The sequence below is a fragment of the Indolivaga macrotermitis genome (assembly GCF_900128985.1).
In the GTDB taxonomy this organism is placed as follows: domain Bacteria; phylum Bacteroidota; class Bacteroidia; order Bacteroidales; family Dysgonomonadaceae; genus Dysgonomonas_A; species Dysgonomonas_A macrotermitis.
In genome coordinates this window covers 98731-118906 of sequence record NZ_FQUC01000010.1, presented here as the reverse complement: position 1 = coordinate 118906, position 20176 = coordinate 98731, and the positions used below count along the sequence as shown (strand labels likewise).

14 protein-coding genes and 1 pseudogene are annotated in these 20176 nt (G+C 40.8%); 12 read left to right on the top strand and 3 right to left on the bottom strand.

Annotated features, from left to right (window positions below):
* Nucleotides 1-10 precede the first annotated feature (10 nt).
* The 7 genes and pseudogenes from BUC12_RS13430 to BUC12_RS13400 form a co-directional block, all read left to right on the top strand.
* The gene (locus BUC12_RS13430; protein WP_062183689.1) at nt 11-1669 is read left to right on the top strand and encodes a hypothetical protein; all 1659 of its coding nucleotides are present in this window, start codon (nt 11-13) and stop codon (nt 1667-1669) included.
* A 2-nt stretch (nt 1670-1671) separates the two neighbouring features.
* Nucleotides 1672-2448, top strand: a complete 777-nt coding sequence (locus BUC12_RS13425; RefSeq protein WP_062183691.1) for an SDR family NAD(P)-dependent oxidoreductase — start codon at nt 1672-1674, stop codon at nt 2446-2448.
* Between the two features lie 39 nt (nt 2449-2487).
* Nucleotides 2488-3969, top strand: a complete 1482-nt coding sequence (locus BUC12_RS13420; RefSeq protein ID WP_062183694.1) for an O-antigen translocase — start codon at nt 2488-2490, stop codon at nt 3967-3969.
* Between the two features lie 38 nt (nt 3970-4007).
* Complete coding sequence (locus tag BUC12_RS13415) at nt 4008-6029, top strand: Ig-like domain-containing domain (RefSeq protein WP_062183697.1); 2022 nt, start codon at nt 4008-4010, stop codon at nt 6027-6029.
* A gap of 27 nt (nt 6030-6056) precedes the next feature.
* Entirely contained in the window at nt 6057-6875 is an 819-nt protein-coding gene (locus tag BUC12_RS13410) for a DUF3108 domain-containing protein (protein ID WP_062183708.1), read from the top strand.
* Between the two features lie 82 nt (nt 6876-6957).
* Nucleotides 6958-8376 (top strand): adenosylhomocysteinase, encoded by a 1419-nt coding sequence (gene ahcY, locus BUC12_RS13405; protein ID WP_062183712.1) that lies wholly within the window; start codon nt 6958-6960, stop codon nt 8374-8376.
* A gap of 266 nt (nt 8377-8642) precedes the next feature.
* Nucleotides 8643-10055: pseudogene (locus BUC12_RS13400) on the top strand (cation:proton antiporter domain-containing protein); the annotation flags it as partial.
* 37 nt (nt 10056-10092) lie between these two features.
* Here BUC12_RS13400 and BUC12_RS13395 read toward each other — a convergent pair.
* Complete coding sequence (locus tag BUC12_RS13395; RefSeq protein WP_062183718.1) at nt 10093-10431, bottom strand: winged helix-turn-helix transcriptional regulator; 339 nt, start codon at nt 10429-10431, stop codon at nt 10093-10095.
* Nucleotides 10432-10543: 112 nt separating this feature from the next.
* Between BUC12_RS13395 and BUC12_RS13390 the strand changes: the two genes are divergently transcribed.
* The 5 genes from BUC12_RS13390 to BUC12_RS13370 all read left to right on the top strand — a co-directional run bounded on the left by BUC12_RS13390 (nt 10544) and on the right by BUC12_RS13370 (nt 17028).
* Nucleotides 10544-11335, top strand: coding sequence for a DNA alkylation repair protein (locus BUC12_RS13390; RefSeq protein WP_062183722.1), 792 nt, complete (start codon nt 10544-10546; stop codon nt 11333-11335).
* 43 nt (nt 11336-11378) lie between these two features.
* The gene (gene trxA, locus BUC12_RS13385) at nt 11379-11798 is read left to right on the top strand and encodes a thioredoxin (protein ID WP_062183726.1); all 420 of its coding nucleotides are present in this window, start codon (nt 11379-11381) and stop codon (nt 11796-11798) included.
* 74 nt (nt 11799-11872) lie between these two features.
* A complete protein-coding gene (locus BUC12_RS13380; protein WP_062183729.1) occupies nt 11873-12208 on the top strand; it encodes a carboxypeptidase-like regulatory domain-containing protein in 336 nt (111 codons plus the stop codon).
* Between the two features lie 190 nt (nt 12209-12398).
* Complete coding sequence (locus BUC12_RS13375) at nt 12399-14696, top strand: carboxypeptidase-like regulatory domain-containing protein (protein ID WP_062183732.1); 2298 nt, start codon at nt 12399-12401, stop codon at nt 14694-14696.
* A gap of 31 nt (nt 14697-14727) precedes the next feature.
* A complete protein-coding gene (locus tag BUC12_RS13370; RefSeq protein ID WP_062183735.1) occupies nt 14728-17028 on the top strand; it encodes a carboxypeptidase-like regulatory domain-containing protein in 2301 nt (766 codons plus the stop codon).
* A 9-nt stretch (nt 17029-17037) separates the two neighbouring features.
* Here BUC12_RS13370 and BUC12_RS13365 read toward each other — a convergent pair whose 3' ends face one another.
* A complete protein-coding gene (locus BUC12_RS13365) occupies nt 17038-19332 on the bottom strand; it encodes an outer membrane beta-barrel family protein (protein ID WP_062183738.1) in 2295 nt (764 codons plus the stop codon).
* A gap of 627 nt (nt 19333-19959) precedes the next feature.
* The gene (locus BUC12_RS20085) at nt 19960-20124 is read right to left on the bottom strand and encodes a hypothetical protein (RefSeq protein WP_157257571.1); all 165 of its coding nucleotides are present in this window, start codon (nt 20122-20124) and stop codon (nt 19960-19962) included.
* Nucleotides 20125-20176 lie beyond the last annotated feature (52 nt).

The window sequence follows — 20176 nt, the reverse complement described above, 5'->3', positions numbered from 1 at the left end:
GATTTAAAAGATGATTTTTCAAGATTATATGTATATACAGATATTGTTTTTCATTTTGGCTCTGCTTTTTATAGGCAGAGAAGTATGGAAAACAAGATCATATCCGGAGAAGCAAGATAAGACGCATTTATATATCACACAACTGGTTCTGGTTATCGGGATTATAGTGCGCCTCTACAATCTAGACTATATGGATGGAGCTAATCTCGACGAAGCCATGGCGGGATACGAAGCATGGTGTCTCGGCAATTTCGGAATCGACAGCCATATGACCTCTTTCCCTGTATATATGAAGGTATGGGGCAGTGGAATGAGTGCATTATACATCTATATGGCAGCCCCGTTTGTAAAACTCTTCGGATTGTCGGAAGGAGTATTCCGTCTGCCTATGTCCCTGCTAGGTTCATTTGCCATACTATTTTTCTATTGGGTGTTGCGTAAAACACAAAAAGATACACTCCTCACCGCTACTATGACATGCATATTGGCTATCTGTCCGTGGCATATCATGAAAAGCCGTTATGGACTGGATGCAATGGTTGCCCCCGATTTGATTTTAATCGGTGTTTGCTTTATTATTTTAGCCTGCTACCTTACTGTCAATTGGCAACGATGCACCGCCTATATCCTCGGATTCGGGATACTTGCATTATCCGCGTACGGGTACGCAGTGTCATGGGTTGTATTACCGGTACTGGTTGTGGCTCTCTTCATATACTTATTAAAGAAAAAACTGATCACCACAAAACAAATAGCCGGGTCTATAGGGGTAATGCTGCTTATTGCATGGCCTTTAATCTATTTCGCTGGAGTTATGTATCTTGGTTTCGGAGAAGTAAAAGTCGGTGCTATGACAATTCCCCAACTCGAATTCAACAGGGCTGATGATACCGGAACATTTATCCTCAGCTCTAACAATATACTTAATGAAATAAAAATCAGCATACCTGTCATAGCTAAACTGATCTTACTGGGAACGGACGGAATCAGTAACGAAATAGCAATACCTTATTTCGGGGTATTCTACAATGTCATATCCTTACCCTTACTGGGTTACGGAATCTGGTATTTTTTCAGATCAAAAGACAGAAGTAACAGCGAGGATATATTATTTATAATGCTTGCATCAGCCTCCGTGTTACTTATCCTGATTGGAGCCAGCCTTGTTCACTGGAATCTATTATGGCTACCATTCTCTATATTCTCAGGATATGGTATTTATTACTTCACCAAATCATTTTCACCAGCCAAGGGCTTATTCTTATCAACATTCAGTATTCTATTTCTGCTTTTTCTGCTGGCTTATTTCAATGCTAAAACATTTAAGCCGGGATTCACTTACTATTCGCATATGATCAAGCAAAGTGTACTCTTTGTCCGAGATAAGGATTTCGACAAGATATACTATCCCCGTGATATTGTTCACAGTACAGTTCTGTTCTTCGATCCTGTTGACCCATATACCTTCGCTAAGACAGTCAAGAAGACAGGCGAATCAATACAAATAGCAGATTCGTATGCCAATGTAGAATTTGGGTTACCCGAACAGATTATCCCTCAGAAAAATACTGCTTATGTGGTTTCGAACGCCATGGTAGGAAATATCAACCTCGAAGGATTTAATGTCGATAGAAATGCCTACTATACAATCCTTTGGAATAAAGACTAAAGATGGACATAGCAGGTAAAAGAATAATTCTCACCGGAGCATCATCAGGCATAGGGCTGGAGTTACTCAAACGGCTATCGGAATACGGGAATGTGCAAATTATAGCTGTTGCGCGGCATATTGAACCAATACCTGTCAAGGAAGGAATTATCATCCCCTATTCTGCCGATTTAAGTAACAAGGAAGAGATAGACCGACTATTCGTTTTTGCAAAAAGTATCTTTCAAAACATAGATATCTTTATCGCAAATGCAGGTTTTGCCTATTTAGAAAAAATAGAAATACCCGATTGGAAGCACATCGAACATATTTTTGCTCTGAATACTATTTCACCCATCTACTCTTTAAGTAAGCAAATCGAATTTAATGGCAAAAGCTCAAAAAGCTTTTTTGTATGTACATCATCAGCTGTATCAAGTGTTCCTCTGCCCTACTATTCATTGTATTGCTCCACAAAAGCAGCTATCAGACAGTTTGTCCACACTTATCAGTACGAAAAATCGTCAAACGTACATACACTTACTGTTTATCCGGTGGCGACACGTACTCCATTCTTCGAAAAAGCTAACGGGGATAAAGAGCCTCCTTTGCCCTTTCCTACACAAAGTGTAGAAACCGTAGCAAAAGCTATTATCCGGGGTATCGAGCAAGAAAAAAAATCGGTATATCCTTCTTTCTTATTCAGGATATTTAACTACACAGGGCACATCTTCCCGTTCATCTTCACCATCTATTCATATCTGGAAAAGAGAAAAATAGGACGTAGCGGTATCTTATAACCTATTCTTTCCTTACATTTGCACTTAAGACTTACTTCTTTGCAAAAAAGCGATAATTCATATAAACAGATTATCAGGTCGACCAGTATATTCGGCGGCTCGCAGGTGATTACCATTCTTATCGGAATTGCCCGCAACAAACTCATTGCATTACTTCTGGGTGCAGCTGGCACCGGACTTATCAGTGTCTACCAATCTATTCTCGATACCATAAAGTCTATTACCGGATTCGGGATAGAGACAAGCGGAGTACGCGAAGTCGCAAAGTCGGCAGAAGAGCAAGAAAAAACGGAACTCTATAAAACTATTTCCACTGTAGATACATGGTCGCTGATTCTTGCCGGCCTAAGTGCTATTGTGTGCATACTTTGTGCCTATCCTATCGGACTATGGCTATTCGATAATACCGAACATACGCTAAAAATAGCTATCCTGTCGGTCAGTTTATTTTTTATGGTACTTGCGGCAGGGCAAACTGTAATCTTACAGGGATTACGGCAGATAGGCTATATGGTGAAATCTGCGATTATATGGAATCTGACAGGACTGATAGCTGCCATCCCTTTATACTATTACTGGAGAGCAGAGGGTATTATACCGGTTTTTATCGTTGTAAGTATCGGGATGTTCTACAGTGCATATTATTATCGCAGAAGGCTGAATATCCCCAAGATAAAATTATCATTCGGCGAGGTCAAAGCAAGAGGAGTAGAGATGCTCAGGCTGGGTTTCTTTATTGCATCGGCAGCAATACCGACAATGGTCGGCTATTTCATTATCCGTGCATTCCTTACAAACAATATAGGGTTAGAATCAGTCGGGTTATATCAGGCCGCATGGAGTATTACCAATGTTTATTTATCGATGATCCTGAAATCAATGGGATCCGATTTTTATCCCCGCCTTTGCAGTGTAATCGAGAACAAAGAAGGATCACGCAAGCTGATAAACGAACAAACCTACATAGTACTTATACTCTGCGTACCGGCAATATTGATTTTATTATTGGTCTCTAAACTGGCACTCGCTTTGTTATACTCATCTGAATTTACAGGAGCAGCATCCGTTTTAAACTGGCAGATACTGGGCACATTCGCCAAATTATTATCGTGGCCTTTAGGCTTTATATTGCTGGCTAAAGGCAAGGGAGCCATATACTTTGCTACCGAAATGTTGTACCTCCTTGTTTATCTCGGCTCTACTTATCTGCTGTATCCTTACTTCGGATTCGATGCCGTTGGTATAGCTTATCTGTTAGGATATGTGATATATCTTCCTGTGGTATTCGTTATCGGAAAGAAGCTCACCGGATTTAAATGGGCTAGCGAAAATCTGACATTCGGAATCTTTAGCTTTATTCTAGTTTTATTAGCTTTTGTTATAGTACAATACAAGCCGGAATATAGTATAATTGCAGTTGTGCCGATGCTGGTTCTTTCAGCAACCGTCTCTTTTATAAAACTGAACAAGGTATTTCCATTAAAATCGGTTAGGAATAAATTAAATAAGAACAAGAAATAATTGTATTTTTGTCCGAAATAGCAAGTAAGAAACATTATATGTTCAGACAATCCGTATTCGATCGAAAAAAACATACTATCCGCACGATTCTTCTGTGCTGTATTGGAACTTTTATCACAGCCTGTGCCAGTATTGGCACACCCTCGGGAGGAGATTATGACCTAGATCCTCCGAAAGTTGTAAAAGTAACTCCCGAATTTAATGCCACTAATGTACAAAAGGGAAGAGTGGAGATTATATTCGACGAACTTGTACAACTCGAAAAGCAGGACGAAAAAATAATCATCACGCCTCCTCAACAAAACTTTCCGAACATACGTGCTGTCAACAATCGTGTAGTTGTGGATTTACGTGACACACTGCTTGCAAATACAACATACACTATCGACTTTACGGATGCGATAGTAGATAACAACGAAAAAAACGTTCTCGAAAACTTTGCCATCTCATTTTCTACAGGTGACGTGGTAGACAGTCTATCCGTGTCGGGGAAAGTCCTTACCGCCGATAATCTCGAACCGGTGTCGGGGATGTATGTAGGTATTCATTCCGACTTGTCAGATACAGCCTTCATCAAAAAACCCTTTTTACGTATATCACGAACCAATGAACTGGGTAAGTTCACTATCAAAGGTATTGCACCGGGTAAATACAGAATATATGCGCTGAACGACATTAATCGGGATTACCGGTACAACGATCCGGGAGAAGCTATCGCTTTTCTAGACGAAGTTATAGTTCCTTCGACCGAAGCCGCCAGCCGCCAGGACAGTATTTTCGATATTAAGCATATTTTTGACACTATCAAAACAGTACATTACACCCGCTTCTTGCCCGATGATATTGTGCTAAGATCTTTCACCTCATCATTCAAGAGGCAATATCTGCAAAAAGTCGAACGCCCATCTGACGATGTACTGAACATCTTCTTCGGATCGGCTACTCAAATGCCCAAGATAGAACCATTGGATATTCCGGCTGGGATAGACGAATGGTCGGTACTGGAACGTTCCGCAGGAAACGATACCCTGAAATTCTGGATCACCAAACCGGCGATTGTCCAGATGGACAGCATCAACCTAAAGATATCGTATTATATGACCGACTCGTTGAACCAATTACAGCCGGTAAGCGATACTTTGAGTTTCGTAAACAGGCGTCGTAAACAGGACGAAAAAGAACGGGAGAAAAAGGAGAAAGAAAAAGAGAAACGGAAAAAAGACGGAAAAGAGGAAGAAGAGAAAATCGACTTTCTCAACATAAGTACCGATATATCACAGGCTTTTGATGTATACAAGAATATCAATATCGAATTTGACAGACCCATTATCGATCTGCAAAAGAACCAGTTGAAATTAAAAGAGTTGGTCGACTCTACTTATCAGGACAGAGATTTTGTACTAAGCAATGATACTCTGAGCCCCCGAAAATATATAATACAATATAAGTGGAGACAAGGCAGTCAGTATAAATTCGAAGTAGATTCGGCGGCTATCCACAGCTACGATGGCCGATGGAACAACAAATTCGAATCAGGCTTCAAAGTGAAGACCGAAGACCAGTACGGTATCATCTCATTCTATCTGGAAGGTGTACCCGACAGTATTCCTGCCTTCATCGAGATACTCGATAAATCGGACAGAGTAATACGAAAAGCCAAGGTCTCATTACCCAAAACATCCGTTCCAAATCTCGATCCCGGTGTGTACTACGCCCGTATAGTAATTGACAATAATGATAACGGTAAATGGGATCCGGGTGAATATACCGAATCGAACAAACGCGAACCCGAAATGGTTTATTATTATAGCAAAAGCATTGATTTGAAGGCATATTGGGAGATGGAAGAAGATTGGACTGTGAACAAACTGCCACTCGACAAGCAGAAGCCACTCGATATCACCAAAAACAAACCAAAAGACAACGACCGCAAGAAAAAAGAGCTTGAGCGTCGTGAAGCAAATGAGAAAAGGCGCGGAAATTCGCAAAACAGTTCGAATACAAATAGTACTACTAATAACAGTAACGCTACTAACAATTATAATAACACCTATCAGTAAGCATCACTTACTAAACAGAATACGCTTATGAAGAAATTTTTTTACATATCGGCTCTCTTATTACTGTTACCGCTGCTTGGTATACAAAACGTAGCGGCACAATGCTCGATCAACAATAAATACTTTCAGGCAGGAGAAACACTCCAATATGACCTGTACATAAAATTCGCAGCTACCATCAAAGGCGGATATGCAAAGCTAACCACGCAGAATGTGAGCTATGCAGGTAAAGATGCGTATAAAATGACGCTTGTATCAGAGTCCCAAGGATTTGCCCGAAAGATGTTTGAGTTAAACGATACATTGGCTTGTGTTATGACCAAAGACCTTGTACCTCTGGCATATATGAAAGATGCGCATGAAGGAGGAGATTATACCAAAGAACGGATGGGATACACCTATGCTAACGGAAAAGTTAAAACACGGAGTATCAGACATAAAAACGGAGAATTCAGGTTTGATGAAACCATCGAAAACGATGCCTGTACCTATGATCTTATGAGTGTGCTCTTCTATGCGCGTACCCTCGATTATTCGAACATGAAAGACATTACCGAAACTAAAGTGCGGTTTATCACCGGCAAGTCAAATGTTCATATGCGCATCATTTACAATGGTAAAGAAAAAGTAAAAGCCAATGACGGAAATAAATACAATTGTCTGAAACTGACTCTGTATATAGCGGACGAAGCATTCGACAACGGGAAAGAAGCGATGAAGGTATATATAACTGACGATGACAACCGTTTGCCCGTAAGGCTCGAAACCAAGCTGAAAGTTGGTTCAACCCGTGTTATGCTAAAAAGCTATAAAGGAAACAAACATCCGGTTAATATAGCTAACTAAAAGTGAATCAACTTGTCTGCAAAATATCTAATTTGTATCTTTGCAGCCAGAACAATACATCAATACATTTTAATTATTAAATATGTCTATACAATTAGTACCCAACTTACCGTATTTGGTAGCCGATATTAATCTGGCAGATTTCGGTAGAAAAGAAATAGAAATAGCTGAACACGAAATGCCCGGTTTGATGGCACTTCGTAAGAAATACGGTACTCAGAAACCTCTGAAAGGTGCAAGAGTAATGGGATCGTTACACATGACTATCCAGACAGCAGTACTCATCGAAACCCTGAAAGAACTAGGTGCAGATGTACGCTGGTGTAGCTGTAATATATTCTCAACTCAAGACCATGCAGCAGCAGCAATTGCAGCAGCAGGTATTCCTGTTTTTGCATGGAAAGGCGAAACACTCGAAGAATACTGGTGGTGTACAGAGCAGGCACTAAGCTTCCCCGGAGGCAAAGGCCCGAATCTGATCGTTGACGACGGAGGCGATGCTACACTTCTTATCCATATGGGATACAAAGCCGAAAACGATGCAAAAACCATCGACCGCAAAGGCTCTAACCACGAAGAGCAGGTAATACTTGACACCTTGAACCGTATTCTTAAAGAAGATAACCAAAGATGGCACCGCACTGTTGCCGACTGGAAAGGTGTTTCGGAAGAAACTACGACAGGTGTACACCGCTTATACCAGATGATGGAACGCGGCGAATTATTGATTCCTGCCATCAATGTAAACGACTCCGTTACTAAGTCGAAATTCGATAATCTATACGGATGTCGCGAATCTCTTGCCGACGGTATTAAACGTGCAACCGACGTAATGATTGCCGGAAAAGTAGCAGTTATCGCCGGATACGGTGATGTAGGTAAAGGATGTGCACATTCTATGCGTTCGTACGGAGCGCGTGTAATCGTTACCGAAATAGATCCTATCTGTGCGCTTCAGGCTGCAATGGAAGGATTCGAAGTAACTACAATGGAGGAAGCTGTAAAAGAAGGCAATATCTTCGTAACCACTACAGGAAACAAAGACATCATTACTATCGAACATATGAAAGCAATGAAAGATCAGGCTATCGTATGTAATATCGGACACTTCGACAACGAAATCCAGGTAGAGAAGCTGATCAGCTTTGCCGGAATCAAACATACCAATATCAAACCTCAGGTCGATAAATATACATTCCCTGCGGGAAATTCGATCTTCTTATTAGCCGAGGGACGTCTGGTTAATCTTGGTTGTGCAACAGGCCACCCTTCATTCGTGATGAGTAACTCGTTCACTAATCAAACACTGGCTCAAATCGAGCTTTGGCAAAAAGACTATACAGTAGATGTATACCGCCTACCTAAACATCTTGACGAAGAAGTAGCACGCCTTCACCTTGAACAAATCGGAGTGAAACTGACTAAATTGAGCAAAGAGCAAGCCGATTATCTGGGAGTCCCTCAGGAAGGCCCATTCAAGCCTGAGCATTACAGATACTAAAAAAAGGATTATAGAATAACCTATATCATACAAAAGCCGGTTTTTATTAACATAAAAGCCGGCTTTTACTTTATCTGGAAAACCAGTTTTTTATCTAACAATTTAGCAAAACAAGCCTCGAATTTTCGCAAAATAACACATAAAGTATCAAAAAATACTTAAATTTGCGACATACCCTTATGTATACAGATGTACAAAACGGCATACAACTTCACATCATTTTACATTCCGGCCCAATAAGCCGTTAAAGAACCAGCCCACAACTTATGAAGAAATTAAAAGACATTCTGTTTTATGCAGTTATTATCGGAGGATTTTCTGCACTTATATACGGTATTATATTTTATGGCAAAGCTCTTGAAGAAGGCCGTGGTATTGTCAGCAATATTTCAGAAAAAACCCCCTTTCAGGAATTTATCGGTTCGCTACTCGATAATTTACATCATTCTATTGGCCTACTTGTCCTCCAAATAATTACGATAATTATAGTATCCCGTATATTCGGATGGGCTTTCAAAAAAATAGGGCAACCAATGGTCATAGGTGAAATACTTGCAGGTATAGTTCTAGGGCCTTCCTTGCTTGGATTGTATTTTCCGGATGTATCCGGTTTTTTATTCCCAGCCCAATCGCTAGGCAACTTAAATATTCTCAGTCAGATAGGACTTATTCTATTTATGTTTGTAATAGGTATGGAACTCAATCTGAAAGTATTACGTAATAAAGCCCACGAAGCTGTCGTTATCAGCCATGCCAGTATAATTATACCTTTCGCTCTCGGAGTTGCATTGGCTTACATCATTTATACGGCGCATGCCCCCGATCATATCGAATTTTCTTCATTCGCATTGTTTATTGGTATATCAATGAGTATCACTGCATTTCCGGTATTAGCCCGAATTATTCAGGAAAGAGGGATGCAAAAAACCAAACTCGGAGCCATAGCAATCACCTGTGCCGCTGCCGACGACATCACAGCATGGTGTATACTGGCTGTGGTAATCGCTATTGTAAAAGCCGGTTCGGTAGTAAGTTCTGCTTATACAATCGTACTGGCTGTAGCTTATGTCGCATTTATGATAAAAGTTGTCCGTCCATTTCTTCAGAAACTGGGGAAACGCTATCAAGCGGATAAAGAAGTAAGCAAAACACTTATAGCTATATTCTTTGTTGTGATGCTTGTATCAGCATTTGTTACCGAAACAATAGGTATACATGCCCTTTTCGGTGCATTCATGGCAGGAGTAATGATGCCTTCGGATATGCAGTTCAGGAGTAAATTTGCAGGAAAAATAGAAGATGTTGCCTTAGTGCTTTTCCTTCCCCTATTCTTCGTAATGAGCGGGCTGCGCACCGAGATCGGATTAATTGACGACCCCGAACTGTGGCGTATCACCGGACTTATTATTCTGGTCGCTATTGTCGGTAAGTTTGCAGGAAGTGCCATTGCCGCCAAGGTCGTCGGGCAGAGTTGGAAAGACAGCCTTACCATCGGCTCGCTGATGAATACCCGTGGATTGATGGAGCTCGTTGTGCTCAATATCGGTTATGATCTGGGAGTGCTTAATGCCGAAATATTTGCCATGATGGTGATAATGGCTCTCGTCACCACATTTATGACCGGGCCATTACTAAACCTTATCAATAAGATATTCAAAAAAGAAGAATCAGCCAATCTGTAATAAATCAGCAGTTGCTCCCCAAAATCCGAGACTCTTATTTCTCTTTTTCGGGGAGTAACAATTTACCCCATTCATTTAATCCCCAGAGAACCTCTACAAGCCGGTCTCCCCGCTCTGTCAGTGTATATTCTACGCGTGGAGGAAGCTCTTTGAATATTTCTTTTGCAATAATACCATCAGACTCCAGTTCCTTGAGTTGCTGGTTAAGAACCCGCCTGTCTACTTTCATTATCCCTCTGAGCAGTTCACTCGGTCGTTTTTTACCTTTATTCATCTGCCAGATAATAGGCACTTTCCATTTTCCGCTTATTGCATTCACAGCTAATTCGAGCGGACATACCTTTTCTGTTATTGTTCTTTTATCTGATTTCATCCGATTGTGACTTTTTTATCCCTATCGCATAAAGATATGCGTACTTGTATTACTGAAGGGAAATGATGATTTTTGTTTCTGATAAAAAATAAAATAAATATACTCATATATAATGAATGCCCCAACCCGTAAAGGAGCCAGATCACAGAAAGACATCCCTCAGGATATTCTGAATCAATTAAACAAAGGTCTTATCGAATCGGTTAACCTCACCGAATGGCTAGCAATAGATCAGATCATTCTTATACATAACATACTACAGCCTGATTACGCTACAGCCTGCGAAGAAAGTATAAACGGCCTGAAGAATAAAACAGTCACGCATAATATCCGGACGATTGGAGAAGTCCTGCTCAGGAAAACAATATCGGAAAATGACGACCGGCTTTTCGGTAAGCTGAGTCCCCACCCTTCTGACATGGCTCGTTGCTGGGCGGCTTACATAGTAGGACTAAACGAATGTATAACAGTCGAAGAAAAACTGGAAAGAATAAAACCCTTTGCTGCCGACACACATTTCGGGGTACGCGAAATAGCATGGATGGCTATCAGGCACGAAACAGAAAAACACATCGAAAAAGTTATCCGCATCTTTACCGGATGGGCTGTAAACAGTGATGATAATATCAGGAGATTTTCGTGCGAAGCTATCCGTCCCAATGGGGTTTGGTGCAAACATATCGACCGCCTGAAAACCGAACCCGAGTTGGCTCTACCCATTCTGGAGAAACTGAACTCAGACCCTTCAAAATACGTTCAGGATAGTGTTGCCAACTGGCTGAATGACGCAAGTAAATCAAAACCCGATTTTGTAAAAAACCTTTGCAGAAAATGGGCAGCAGAAAGCACATCCAAAAGTACATCTTACATCATCAAACGAGCACTGAGAACAGTGAATAAATGAGGTTTCGGGGATAATTAACCGGATTATAGGGGTCATAAACCCAATTTTTACTACCTTTAATGACTATAATACTTTTATTTATCAATTAATCCGAAACAGAATGAGTACTATACAACTCAATAAAATAGGCTTCCTCAAAAAAATAGCCAACTACGAAACTACTCCCGAATGGAAATACCTGGGAGACCGCCCCGCCATTATCGACTTTTACGCCGATTGGTGTGGTCCTTGCAAAATAATTGCCCCTGTACTCGAAGAACTCGCCAAAGAGTACAAAGACCAGATTTACATATACAAAGTAAACACTGAACAAGAATTTGAACTAGCTGAACTTTTTAATATCCGCAGTATTCCCACCCTATTACTTATCCCGATGGACGAAGAGCCTCAAATGGGACAAGGAGCTATACCAAAGCACGAGCTCAAAGATGCCATCGACCAGTTCTTATTGAAAAAGGGTTGACCCTATTTATGGAATAATGGCAATTTACGACTCTATTAACTAATAACCGGAGTCGATATAAACGCCTTTACGCCATGAAATACTTTATACTATCAGTTATTCTTCTGACATGCCTAACAGTCTGTGCCCAATCCGGCACAGTTACCATTTCGGGAATCGTTACTGATAAAGAAACAAATGAGCCACTCATCAGCGTTCCAATATTATTGGAAGGTACAACTACCGGTACCCTGACGAATATAGACGGACGATATACACTGAAGGTTCCCGAAAACGGCACATTAATTTTCAGATATGCCGAATATAAAAGTATGGAGGTATCAATAGCAGAAACATCATGTATTGATATTGCCCTCGAAGCAGTTCCCAAAATGATTCTCCAATCTTTATTTGCATCCCCAAAAGAGTGATCAATCCCTCTTTGTCCAACATCTCAATAAGTCTGATCGACACATTATTAATAACAAAAGAAAGCGCTGTTTACCAAAAACTTAAATAACCCCAGCAAAACACAACCGACTGATCGGCTTATACAAATTAAATATAATCATCTGATATCCAGATAAAATATTAACTTTGGAAACAACAACACTTTTTACTATGAGACATCTTATCTCTATACTCATTATTCTCTTTACGCACACAAGCTTGTTTGCACAGAGTGATACGATTACTGTTTCCGGAACAGTAATAGACGAACAAGGGGAACCCCTTATTGCATGTTCTGTGATTTTAAAAGGCACAACTAACGGCACCATGGCCGATATAGACGGAAAATACAGTATCTCTGCCCCGAAAGATGCCACACTGAAATTTTTCTTCATCGGATTCAAAGGTCAGGAAATAGAGATAGAAGGAAGATCTACTATTGATATCACATTAAAGGAAGATGAGTTGACCCTTACCGGATGCCCTGTTTACTCTTACTCGACATACCAACACAAAAATGACTTATCAACCAGCATATCGGGAACAATTGACATATTTTCCGGACGCCCGAATACAGTAGAAAGCCTTATCAATGGATTTAATAAGAGTGCATATTATAATCCTTTCTCGGGTATCAATATCAGAGGCGGAAGCAGTATAGCCGGCAATGATGTGATGTACGTAGTAGACGGAATACCGGATGCACCTTTCAATCCAGCCGATGTTATCAGATACCAGATTACCTCAGACCCTGCTTCTTCGAGCGTTTTCGACACCGGGATGGCATCGGGTGGAATCATCCTTATTACAACAAAGAAAGGGCTTAATTTCACCCCTCTTGAAGCTGATGTATGGGTAGGGCTACAGCAAGCATCGTCAACATTGCCCGGATTCAATAAGAGCAAGTATGACGATAATTTGAGAACAGGCTTATCTCAGCATTATTATTTAAGAACCACAAAAAGGTCTAACAAATGGAATAGCGTAGAAATGAATACTTCCTTTTCGTATGACAATACAGAGAATACCGTCAGGTCGTCGAACAGCGAGCATCTGATGGCTCAGGTAAATACAAATAAATACATATACCGGTCGTTAAAACTGGATCAGACATTATTTTATAACCGTTATTCGGAACGTCATGGACTATTATACGATAATAATCCCGGTAAACCTCTGGAAGGATCGTCTGCGGGAGTAATTATCACTCCCTATAAACCCTCTGACCGCATCTATTCGGCAACCACATTAAGCGCCAGTCCCCGGAATTTCAGATTCAGATCAACCTTTTCGTACGACTATACCGACTCGTCAGATAAATCGGCTACGGGATATGATTCTTTCATCAATATATACAACCCAGATTACGATTACAGGTCGGTATATAATGGACGAACCGAACGCCTGATGTGGAATAGTACAGCAAGTTACTCCCACTATATAAATGGACATAACATAGGCTTTACGGCCGGTTACACTTATACTCAAGATCGCTTACGGCCATTAAATGCAGATGACTCTGGAAACTATTCGTACACAACAGGAAAAGATATAACCAATAACCTGATGGGGCTATTTACATACAATTACTGGGATGGAGGACGCACATTTACAACTGCTATCCGCCGCACCGAATCTTCGAAACTGAAACCCGATAAAGATTTTGCCTATTTTCCTTCCGTTTCGGCTGGTTGGAATATAGTGAGGGAACGCTTTTGGGATTGTGATTTCTTTTCGATACTAAAGCTAAAAGCCGCATGGGGTCGTACAGGAAGCACCAGATCCATATCGCCTTTCAGCTATGAGCGAAATGTATATTCCAATCTGAAATGGACTATCACCGATCAACGCAATATCGGAATAAACACATCTTTTTCAGACAGGTATATCTATATAACAGCCGATTATTTTTATAAAAAGACATATAACCTGCTCGAAGTAGTACCTTCTGCGGCAGGCACAATGATAACATCCGGAAAAGGCCAACTAATCAACCGGGGATGGGAATTTTCGGCAAGTAACAGGCTTATTTCCAACAGTTATTCGACATTGGTTATCGAGGCCAGCTATAGCCATTATAAATCAGATGTAAGGCATAACAGTAAACAAGACAATGATCCGTATTTAATACTCGGAGAATACAACACCCCCAGAAATATTTATAACCTGCATATTAAATACGGAATCGGGAAATTCGATCTCGCAATGCTGTTTCATGGGCTATCAGACCTGAAAACAGGCTATACTTACGGCGATGAAACAAAAACAGATTACTACGGGCTGAAAATGCTCAATGTATCTTACATGCTTAAAGACAGATACAGCCGAAAACCTCAAATACGGCTCTATTTGAATGCCGAGAACCTGCTTACCAAAGTGAACACCGGCAATAAGAACGAGCTATATAACCCGCTCTATCTCTTACCCGTAAACAGGGCAATCAGTGCCGGAGTAAGTATCCAATTATAGGATTAAAGTAATAAAACAACACCCTTCCATCATGAAATACCTTATCTGCATACTTATTTTATTTGGGCATATGAACCTGTATGCACAGACTGACATGATTACAGTTACCGGAATAGTAAAAGACAAAGAAGGAGAACCCCTTATCGGATGTTCTGTGATTTTAAAAGGTACACCTAACGGCACTATGGCTGACATTGACGGTGACTATAAAATATCCGCACCTTTAAACGGCATATTAGAATTTAGCTATGTAGGGTTTAAAAGCCAGACGATAGAAATAAACGGAAAAAAGCGCATCAATGTTACTCTGGAAGAAAACGAGATAATCTGTAGTCATCCGGTATATATTTACACAAAAGAAAGTTCACAGAGCGACATGTCGACAAGCCTATCCTGGGTAGGTACTCAATTCTCAGGACGCCCCAACAACGAAGAAAGCCTCCTCCAAGGATTCAGCAGGGGGATATATTACAATCCGTTCTCAGGTAGCAATATCAGGGGAGGTAGTAATATAGCCGGAGGTGAGGTTTTATACGTAGTAGACGGTGTCCCGAATGCACCGTTTAATCCTGCCGATGTAAGAAGTTACCGGATCACTTCCGATGTTGCATCATCATCGGTATTCGGAACGGGCATAGCATCCGGAGGTGTAGTACATATCACCACACGGAAAGATTATTACGAAAACAGTCCACTCGAGGCAGACACTTGGATAGGTCTACAACAGGCTTCTGTAATGTTTCCGAGACTCGATAAAAAGAGGTATGACGAACATTTGCGGACAGGGTTTACTCAACATTACCATATCAGAAGTTCGCATAGGTTTTCGAGAGTAAACCTAAATGCCTCGGTTTCGTATGACAACACCGAAAACACGATCAGATCATCTAACGACAGTCAGCTAAAAGCTCAAGTCAACGGAGAATTTTTTCTTCACCAATATGCAAAAATCAGCCAGCAGCTCTTTTATAACCGCTACTCGGAACGCGATGGTATAATATATGATTACAATCCTGATAATTCTTCCACAGAATCATCGACCGGAGCAAATATCATCGACCACAAACCGACCGACCGCATTTACTCTGCCACAACACTCGAAGTACGCCCGTGGAACAAAATCCATCTAAGATCGCTTTTATCGTACGATTATATAGACTCATCCGACAAAACCCTTGCCTCTGCCGGATATAACTATTACAGTGTGTACAATCCCGATTATGACTATCGCTCAGTATACAACGGACGCTCTCAACGCCTGATGTGGGATAATACGATAGGTCATTCCATCTATATATACAACCACAATATTAATCTGACAGGTGGTTATATACATACCCAAGACCGCCTACGTCCGCTTAGTACAGACCTTTCAGGAGATAATCGGTATACAACCGGCAAGGAGATAATAAATACCTTATCGGCACAGGCCGATTACAATTATAAGAATGGTGCACGCACTCTCACCGCAAGTATCCGGCACAGCGAATCATCAAAACTAAAGCCGGATAAAAGCTCGGCAAACCTTCCGGCTCTCTCAGCAGGATGGGATATAATGCGAGAGGATTGGGTGTATTCGGAATTCTTCTACCGGTTACGACCTAAAGTAGCATGGGGACGTACAGGGAGCACCAGAGCTATTTCTCCATTCGGTGACGATAAGGATATTTACTCTAACCTCCGATGGATCATAACCGACCAACGCAATGCAGGTATTGACTTAACTTTAAAAAGGAATAATTCTATTTATATAACTGCTGATTACTTTTATAAGAAGACATATAATCTGCTCGAAGTAGTACCTTCTGCGGCAGGCGTAATGATAACATCGGGCAATACCCAGTTAATCAACCGGGGATGGGATTTTTCGGCCAGTTACATGCCTATAAATAAAAATAAAATATCTCTTTATTTTCAAGCCAACTATACCCGGAACAATCAGGCAATCAGACACACCCCAATATCAGCGGATAATGATTCGCACCCGATTCTCGGGGAATATAATACCCCCCAGAATATCTACAATTTTCATTCAAAATTCCAGCTGCATCAAAAATTTTATTTCGCAATGCTGTTTCATGGAGCATCAGACCTAAAAACAGGCTATACTTACGGCAACGAAACAAAAACAGATTACTACGGACTGAAAATGCTCAATGTATCTTACATGCTTAAAGACAGATACAATAGCAAACCTCAAATCCGGCTCTATTTGAATGCCGAAAACCTGTTTACCAAAGTGAATACCGATAACAAAAGCGGATCGTATGACCCGCTCTATTTGTTACCCTTCAACAGGGCTATCAGTGTTGGAATAAATGTTTCGTTATAATATGCTTATTTATTGTTGTCCGAAACGGGATGTATCGACGCTCTTCCGTTCCTTATTCTTATATCCACCAAATTTGTAGGTGAATGACAAGGTTAAAGCTCTCGAATCTTGTTGCACATTCATCTTTATATCCTGAGTTGCATATTTCAAACGCATTTCGGGAGACCATGTATCGAATATATCAACAGCTTTCAGTCCAAGTTCGGCTTTGTCATTAGCAAATACCCATTTGAGTCCGGCATCAACTTTCCAAAGTTCCGAAATACTTCCGGGACCTTGTATCGACGGGCTAATATATGCTCCCGACAACTCGGCTTTTATATTCGGCTTGTTCGAAATATTGAATGTATTACTCAGAGATGTATACATTATCCACTTACTATTGTCGAACGAAAGGTCATGAAAACGTGTACTCTTTGCCCGGTTATACATTCCGATAACGGTCAGGCGTGAACTTACACGGTCGCCAACTGCAAAAGGTAATGTAAGATTAGCTCCGAAATCCTGCTTAAAATCAAAATTCATTGTTTTATATATTAATGCCAAACGATCGGGCGACTGGTAAGGAAGCTGTACAAAATAGTTGTCGGAATGCGAACCATAAAGTGTCAGCACATATTTACTTCTGAAGATATAGCTCAACTGTGCAGTATAATCGTTAGAAGGATGCAACGATGGATTTCCGTGAATTTCGGTATAGCCATTCAGATAACTTATTGCTCCTTGCATTTCCCAGTAACTCGGATAATCCTTATCAGATGATACCGACAGTTGAAGAATATGCTCGGGCGCCATCACGTAAGTAGCTTCCAGCGAAGGGAACAGCGACCATTGGTCAAAATCACCCATTTTATAATATTCGCCCGACAATGACGCCGAGAGAGAAAGTTTCTCGGTCAGTTTTTTCTCAAAGCCGACATACAGATTGTATGTATATTCACGCAGGCTACCACTTGTATTTCTGTCCGAAATATCGGTTCCGGTTACAGTTGTATAAGTCTGGCCGCTTTTATCCGATGCATAAGTAAAAGCACCCCCGTAATTCAGGGTCCAGTCCTTAGCAAGGCTATGGTTCTGGTCGGCATACAGTTTCAGGCGGTTTATTTCCTGAGACGAATGTGACATGAATTGCTCGTTTTCGGAGCCTCTGACATCATCAAAGTCCTGCATCGTCTTATCGGTATAATAAGTATAATCGACACCCGTAGTCAAGCCAAATCCCGAAGAATAAGACAATGCCATATTGTGCATCTGCTCTGGACTGTCATTTGTTTTCCGGTTTACCGAATTAGAGTATGTACCATTCGACCGTTGTGTGCCTGTATATGACGGAATCAATTGCGAAGTATAAGTGAAGCTGAGTTTATCGTTTTCGGAAAGCTTATACTCAGTACCCAAACGAATATTATGTATCTGCACATGGCTTTTCATCCGGTTAAATTGCTCGATATCATAAACCGTTCCATCCAATAAATGATTTGAGTACAATTCCATACTATTCGTACTTTGTCCGTTTGTAAACGAATACATCAGGTCTGCCGAAAATCTGAACGACGAATACATCAGTGTCGCGCCCAGATTAGCACGGTCGTATGTACGTTGTGTATAAGAAGTATTTACCTGTCCCTGCCACGACGGATGTTCCGATGTACCACCATCTAAAACCAGATTGATAGCAGCTCCGCGCACATGATACTGTGGAGGCGCGCTATACATAACTTCGGCTTTGAGTATCCTCGATTGGGGTGTATTCTTCAGCATTTCAGTTAATTGCTCCACAGTCATAGTAGTAGGCTTACCATTGAGAATAACAGTCAGGCTATTGGCTCCCGCCAGCACAAGACGCCCGTCTTGTTCCCTTACGCCAGGTAGCTCAAGCAACGATTCATAAGCATTACTCACAACTTTACCTTCGAGTAAGCGTGGCATATCGTACGACAACTTACCGTTCTCGACCGCCACTGCCGGACGGTATCCCCGAACGGTTACTTCGCCCAGTGCATGTGAGCGGTCGTCTAATGTGATAACACCAACATCGGGAGTATCTACTGTCACTACCTTAGTATCATACAGAAGATGTTGAACAATCAAACGATAAGGTACAGAAGCCGGAGGCAGGGAAAAGTAGCCCAATGTATCGGTCATGGTAGAAGCCAGATATACCGAATCGGGGGTTTGTTGTACAATAGTAGCATAATCGACAGGATTGTTTGCATTATCTACAACCCGCCCTTTAATAGTTTGCCCGTATAATCCCATTGAGGCAATTACAAAAGCTAAGATAAAAGAGATTAGAGTTTTCATATTATTATATGTTTGTTTATTGTTTTCATAACTTTATGCAACAAAGATGAAAAACATACTTTTCAAAATGGGTTAACACTTGCTTACGAAGTCTTATTTAGTCTTAACGGAACATTTTTAACCGTCCTTACCGGCGAACGGTAGATAACGGTTCAATGACGGTAATAAGCGCAGTCCATAAAAAGACATATCCATCTAATAATTAGCATGATAATACATTTAGAACATATAACCGTCTATAAATATCCTGCAAGCCGTAGTCTACCGCCCACCGGCATGTGTATATATATACACATGCCGGTGGGCGGTAACGGATGCAGTCGCTTTTTCAGGGTAGTAATATTAATTTACAGAGAAGATAGCCCGCTTCAAAAAAAGCTTAATTCTTGATTTATAAAATTATTAACTATATTTGCCCTACAAACAATCTATTACAATCTCTGAATGATTCAAGTTTTCACACATAAGAACATCGATAATTATCTAAATTTTAACAGTTTAGATTTGATATTGTGTGCTGAAATATTAGAGAGAGAGAGAGAGAGAGAGAGAGAGAGAGAGAGAGACGCATCACAGGGCGTTAACTAAACAAAATTTTCTATTGTGTCAAAATAACGGAGCATTTTTTTATGCCTTCGTGTACTTCGTCGTATATATCCATTTCCAAATAAGTTGGTTCGGTAAGCTGTACCGGATAGAATCATTGTTGTTTTGTTGTCGTTCGAAAACTACTCCGGATAACCATTTACCAATAAGCCAACTGCCTATTGCAGCAGGGTGCAGTGTATGCACTTTGCTGCTTTACTTTCAAATGATCAATAAATTCTGTGCTGAAAATCAACAA

Excerpts from the sequence above, each read along its gene's own strand:
- BUC12_RS13430 (WP_062183689.1), top strand. The coding sequence starts at position 11 with ATGATTTTTCAAGATTATATGTATATACAGATATTGTTTTTCATTTTG.
- BUC12_RS13425 (WP_062183691.1), top strand. The coding sequence starts at position 1,672 with ATGGACATAGCAGGTAAAAGAATAATTCTCACCGGAGCATCATCAGGC.
- BUC12_RS13415 (WP_062183697.1), top strand. The coding sequence starts at position 4,008 with ATGTTCAGACAATCCGTATTCGATCGAAAAAAACATACTATCCGCACG.
- BUC12_RS13410 (WP_062183708.1), top strand. The coding sequence starts at position 6,057 with ATGAAGAAATTTTTTTACATATCGGCTCTCTTATTACTGTTACCGCTG.
- ahcY (WP_062183712.1), top strand. The coding sequence starts at position 6,958 with ATGTCTATACAATTAGTACCCAACTTACCGTATTTGGTAGCCGATATT.
- BUC12_RS13395 (WP_062183718.1), bottom strand. The coding sequence starts at position 10,431 with ATGAAATCAGATAAAAGAACAATAACAGAAAAGGTATGTCCGCTCGAA.
- BUC12_RS13390 (WP_062183722.1), top strand. The coding sequence starts at position 10,544 with ATGAATGCCCCAACCCGTAAAGGAGCCAGATCACAGAAAGACATCCCT.
- BUC12_RS13380 (WP_062183729.1), top strand. The coding sequence starts at position 11,873 with ATGAAATACTTTATACTATCAGTTATTCTTCTGACATGCCTAACAGTC.
- BUC12_RS13375 (WP_062183732.1), top strand. The coding sequence starts at position 12,399 with ATGAGACATCTTATCTCTATACTCATTATTCTCTTTACGCACACAAGC.
- BUC12_RS13370 (WP_062183735.1), top strand. The coding sequence starts at position 14,728 with ATGAAATACCTTATCTGCATACTTATTTTATTTGGGCATATGAACCTG.
- BUC12_RS13365 (WP_062183738.1), bottom strand. The coding sequence starts at position 19,332 with ATGAAAACTCTAATCTCTTTTATCTTAGCTTTTGTAATTGCCTCAATG.